Raw genomic sequence first — 4,068 nt, 5'->3', positions numbered from 1 at the left:
GTGCAGGGCTACGACAAAATGCTGTCGGACGCCTTCAATAACCTGAACAATCAGTTCGGGCAGAAGCTTGCCGCGCTGGGCACGACCGGCAACTACGACGTGCTTCCGATATCAAAGGGCGGTACCGGGCGATCAAGTGTCGGCACTGCTTTAACCGCGGACCTTGTAGTTAGTCGTACCGATCCGACGCTAGGGAGAGCTTTGACTGTTGGATACGGTGGGCTCGGGTGTAAGGATAATGCGATTTACGCTGGCGATGGGCTTAACCCAGATGACTACAGAACCGCTGGTGAGTTGATTGGGGAGTTTGTTATTAAAGGATTTGGCTCGTTTACGGGATACCTAAAAACGGCGTCAGGTCACTACCCCGGACTGTGCTCGCAGCATTTTACATATGCGGGCAATGGCAAAAAAATCAATCGCGTTTTTCTCGGCGAATGGCAGCCATGGATTGTTACGGCAGAAGGCGGCGCAAACAGCGATATCACCAGCCTCTCAGGTCTGACTACCGCGCTGAGCATCACTCAAGGCGGTACCGGTGGAAAAACGCAAGCAGATGCTCGTGCAGGCCTGGGTCTTGGTACCGCCTCAACACTTGCCGCCGGGTCAGCCGCCGGCAGCGTAATGCTCTCGGGTGATCGTGCTTCACCCATCGCAAGTACGATCAACACCTGGGGTAACTCGTTTCAAATATGGAATAACACGACGACGGGTTATCCAGAGGCGGGTCAATCGGGAACGATCATCAACTCAGCCTGGCCCGATGGAGCTTACGGCGCACAGATACTGATGTCTTTCAGTGGAAAAATGTTTTTCCGATCCGGCAGCTACTCGACCGCCGTGATGCGAGAGGTCTACCACACCGGCAATACCACCCGTGCCGCTGACGGCACCCTGAAGGCGATCTGACCATGGCAAGAGCAGCAATCAACGTTCTCGGCGCAACTGGTGCAACCTACGACTTCGTGACCAATGGCGCGGGCACCGTAGCGTCATTGCGCGCATCGATCGGCGTTTATCGCATCACCGGCTGCCTGGGCATGGTGCCGTTTCCACCGGTAGACGAGGGCTGGGGTTACACCGTGAACCAAGTTGACGCTCGGGCGGATATTGAAACTGATTTTGCGGATGGACTGCTGACTGTGACTGTCACCAAGGACGGCCAGCCGTATGACCTGAAGCACATGATCACGCTTCATATCCTGGTGCCTGATTCGCCGCCTGTAGCAATGCCGCCGCTACCTCAACCGCCGGCTGAAGAGGTCGTGGCCCCCGATGAGGATGTTCAGGCCTGAGCCTAATTCCTGCTGGAACACCGATGCCGCCTTGTGCGGTTTTTTTTCGCCTGGAGAAAAGCATGCCGATCACTGAGCAGCAATTGCTGCAGATCCTCCCGAACGCCGGCCGCAATGCCGGCGTTTTCGTTTCTGCCCTGAACACGGCAATGAACCGGTACGCCATTGTCGGCACGCCGCGGGTTGCCGCATTCATCGCCCAGGTCGGCCATGAGTCTGGACAGCTGCGGTGGGTTCGCGAGATCTGGGGACCGACGACGCAGCAGTCTGGTTACGAGGGCCGCGCCGATCTTGGCAACACCGTGAAGGGTGACGGCTCCAAGTACCGTGGCCGTGGCCTGATCCAGATCACCGGCCGGGCGAACAACGCGGCGTGCGGTGAGGCGTTGGGCTTGGACCTGATCAACAAGCCTGAACTGCTGGAGCAGCCGCAGCACGCAGCGATGTCGGCCGCGTGGTTCTGGTCGACGCGGGGGTTGAACACCCTGGCAGACCAAAAGGACTTCGCGAAGATCACCCGGCGCATCAATGGCGGGCTCACCGGCCAGGAAGATCGCCAGGCGCTGTACGACAGGGCGCTGAAGGTGCTGGCATGACGCCGGTGCAGAAGCTGGGTGGGCTGGTGTTGCTGATCCTGGTGCTGATGGCTGGCGCCGCCGGCGCTACTTGGCTGGCTCAAGACTGGCGCTTCGGTAAGAAACTGGCGGTAATTGGCGAGGCCCAGGCGCTTGCCTTAAGCGAGGCTGGGCGCGTGGCCCGAGAAGAAGAACAGCGCCGGCAGACGGCAGTGAATAAGGAAGCAAGCGATGCGCGAGAACAAAACAAAGCTGCAGCTGTTGATGCCGGCACTGCTGATGCTGCTGGTGACAGCCTGCACATCGAAGCCGGTAAGTTCGCCGCCACTGCCTGCGGCGATCCCGGAACTGCCCAGCGAGGCGCGTCAGCCACCCGCGCCGCCATGGTGCTCTCCGACCTGCTCCAGCGGGCTGACAAAAGAGCGGGAGAACTGGCGGCAGCTTATGACCGCGCCCGAATAGCCGGCCTTACTTGTGAACGTAGCTACCAGTCTGTCAGAGCTGTGGTCCCCTGAGCACGCTCAGCTCCAGCAGTAGCCGCTGATTCTCTCTGTGCAGGAGGTCACGCTGCTCGGTAATCAGGTCGATGGGTCGAAAGCTCGCATTGTCCGGTGCCTCATTGCTCATTGCTGACATGCGCTCAAGGGCTTGCCTGAGTGCAGCCTCCGCCACGGCCTTGGCGGTTGCCAATACGTCGTTCATCTGGATCAAGCCGGAAATGTTCTGCTTGGCCTTTTTCAGCCTAAAGTCCAGTTCGGCGATCTCATCCTCCAGGATGGCGCAATGATGTTTGTACATTTCGAGAGGAGTGGGGCATCCAAGCCAATCCTCGGTGTCTAGATCAATACTCATGGTAACGCGCCCTAATACTGTATGTGCGTACAGTAATCGAGGTGAGGCGCATGTGCGATTTTAGGCGACGAACTGCAGCGGATGTTGGCTAGGTGCTAGGTCTGCGGATCGCCAGGAGAAGTGGATGCCAAGTCGCGGGACAATCCTGGGACAGCGGGTGTCCCAAATAGCCATACATGCTGATGAAGCGTTATCAGGCGAAGACCAATGAATTCGGCAGGTTTAGCTGTTTTGACCAATGAAATGGTAGATCGTTAACGGATTGCAAATCCGCCTACGCCGGTTCGATTCCGACCTCGGCCTCCACTCTTAAAAACCCCGTAGATTAACGTCTACGGGGTTTTTTATTGCCTGCAGAAAAGTTCGAGCCCACAAGTGCCGGCTGTGGTATCTACAACCGATGCCAGGCGGATGGCTATGTGGCAGCGCCTGACCACACAGAACTTAACGGAATAAGGACATGGTTGATGAAAGCGCTCGCAGAACTTTCCTTCGAGTTTATCTGGCACCTGATGTTTACCGAGGAGGACTATCTGGAACTGGATTTTTCGGTGCGCTGGCTATCATCCTTGGGCGAATATGTGAACGCCATGACTGAAGAAGAAAAAGCCGCGCTCGCGGCGGTAGCCAAGGATCGACAGGTGCGGTGGTTGGCGCCGCCGGATGAGCATGGCTTTAGCCAGCGGAGCCACGTGACTGCGGAGCAGAAGGCGTTTCTTGACAGTGTTGTTTCAGGTGAGTTTTTCACTCAATTTGAGTGACAGGGGAAGGGTGGTCTGACCCCTTGTCTGCTTATCTGACTCCGCACCCGGGTCAGTCGCGAACAAAAAGCTTAAGACCAGGTGAAAGATGGAATTGAATATCTCAACGAAAGGACACGACATTCATGGAAACGAACTGTTCTCAAGTCAACGAGCGTATGAATAATCGCCGATTCACGGTTGCGGGTAACACCCAAGGGCTATCCGGCGCAGGTACCATATTTCATTACTCTGTCGAGAATGACGCCATTTGGGGCACCTACCAAGGCGGCCGCATCCGTATGGGTAATCAAGTCGGACGTGTGACAGGCGCCGATACCATCGAGCTTCTTTATCATTGCATAACTGTGGAGGGTGAGATTCTTGCCGGCTGGTCTCGCGGTACGGTAGGTATTGACCGCGCGGGACGTACTACCTTGAGCTTCGTATGGGGTTGGTTGTCGGGCGCAACTGGGGGTGGGGAGTCGAGCTACGTAGAGCTTGTGGTATAGCTAATTGGACTGATCCATGCGTGCGCGTCCATCTGCCCACCCAGCCGCGCAAACGTGGATCAGGCTCATGATCGCTGCGGCCTCTTTCCACTAC

The 4,068-nt window shown here is 57.0% G+C and carries 7 protein-coding genes; 6 read left to right on the top strand and 1 reads right to left on the bottom strand.

Annotated elements, in window-relative coordinates; genetic code table 11:
* From WBB95_RS28470 to WBB95_RS28455, 4 genes are all read left to right on the top strand, one after another.
* Nucleotides 1-909 (top strand): hypothetical protein, encoded by a 909-nt coding sequence (locus WBB95_RS28470; protein ID WP_424490614.1) that lies wholly within the window; start codon nt 1-3, stop codon nt 907-909.
* A gap of 2 nt (nt 910-911) precedes the next feature.
* Nucleotides 912-1,295 carry a phage tail protein gene (locus WBB95_RS28465; protein ID WP_424490613.1) on the top strand — a complete coding sequence of 128 codons (384 nt, stop codon included), beginning with the start codon at nt 912-914 and terminating at the stop codon, nt 1,293-1,295.
* A 62-nt stretch (nt 1,296-1,357) separates the two neighbouring features.
* Nucleotides 1,358-1,891 (top strand): glycoside hydrolase family 19 protein, encoded by a 534-nt coding sequence (locus WBB95_RS28460; protein ID WP_424490612.1) that lies wholly within the window; start codon nt 1,358-1,360, stop codon nt 1,889-1,891.
* Complete coding sequence (locus WBB95_RS28455; RefSeq protein WP_424490611.1) at nt 1,888-2,385, top strand: DUF2514 family protein; 498 nt, start codon at nt 1,888-1,890, stop codon at nt 2,383-2,385. Before WBB95_RS28460 ends, WBB95_RS28455 begins: the two co-directional genes overlap by 4 nt.
* Here WBB95_RS28455 and WBB95_RS28450 read toward each other — a convergent pair.
* Nucleotides 2,366-2,722 carry a hypothetical protein gene (locus WBB95_RS28450; RefSeq protein WP_424490610.1) on the bottom strand — a complete coding sequence of 119 codons (357 nt, stop codon included), beginning with the start codon at nt 2,720-2,722 and terminating at the stop codon, nt 2,366-2,368. The two genes, WBB95_RS28455 and WBB95_RS28450, sit on opposite strands and share 20 nt — an antisense overlap.
* 467 nt (nt 2,723-3,189) lie before the next feature.
* Between WBB95_RS28450 and WBB95_RS28445 the strand changes: the two genes are divergently transcribed.
* Together WBB95_RS28445 and WBB95_RS28440 are read left to right on the top strand one after the other, a co-directional pair.
* Nucleotides 3,190-3,483: a hypothetical protein gene (locus tag WBB95_RS28445; protein ID WP_424490609.1), complete on the top strand. Its 294-nt coding sequence runs from the start codon at nt 3,190-3,192 to the stop codon at nt 3,481-3,483.
* Between the two features lie 125 nt (nt 3,484-3,608).
* Nucleotides 3,609-3,974 carry a hypothetical protein gene (locus WBB95_RS28440; RefSeq protein WP_424490608.1) on the top strand — a complete coding sequence of 122 codons (366 nt, stop codon included), beginning with the start codon at nt 3,609-3,611 and terminating at the stop codon, nt 3,972-3,974.
* The last annotated feature ends 94 nt before the right edge of the window (nt 3,975-4,068 follow it).

The organism is Pseudomonas sp. (genome assembly GCF_049645325.1).
In the GTDB taxonomy this organism is placed as follows: Bacteria; Pseudomonadota; Gammaproteobacteria; order Pseudomonadales; family Pseudomonadaceae; genus Aquipseudomonas.
Note: the sequence above shows the minus strand (reverse complement) of the source record. Positions and strands in the feature narration are given on the sequence as shown.

Excerpts from the sequence above, each read along its gene's own strand:
- WBB95_RS28465 (WP_424490613.1), top strand. The coding sequence starts at position 912 with ATGGCAAGAGCAGCAATCAACGTTCTCGGCGCAACTGGTGCAACCTAC.
- WBB95_RS28460 (WP_424490612.1), top strand. The coding sequence starts at position 1,358 with ATGCCGATCACTGAGCAGCAATTGCTGCAGATCCTCCCGAACGCCGGC.
- WBB95_RS28455 (WP_424490611.1), top strand. The coding sequence starts at position 1,888 with ATGACGCCGGTGCAGAAGCTGGGTGGGCTGGTGTTGCTGATCCTGGTG.
- WBB95_RS28450 (WP_424490610.1), bottom strand. The coding sequence starts at position 2,722 with ATGAGTATTGATCTAGACACCGAGGATTGGCTTGGATGCCCCACTCCT.
- WBB95_RS28445 (WP_424490609.1), top strand. The coding sequence starts at position 3,190 with ATGAAAGCGCTCGCAGAACTTTCCTTCGAGTTTATCTGGCACCTGATG.
- WBB95_RS28440 (WP_424490608.1), top strand. The coding sequence starts at position 3,609 with ATGGAAACGAACTGTTCTCAAGTCAACGAGCGTATGAATAATCGCCGA.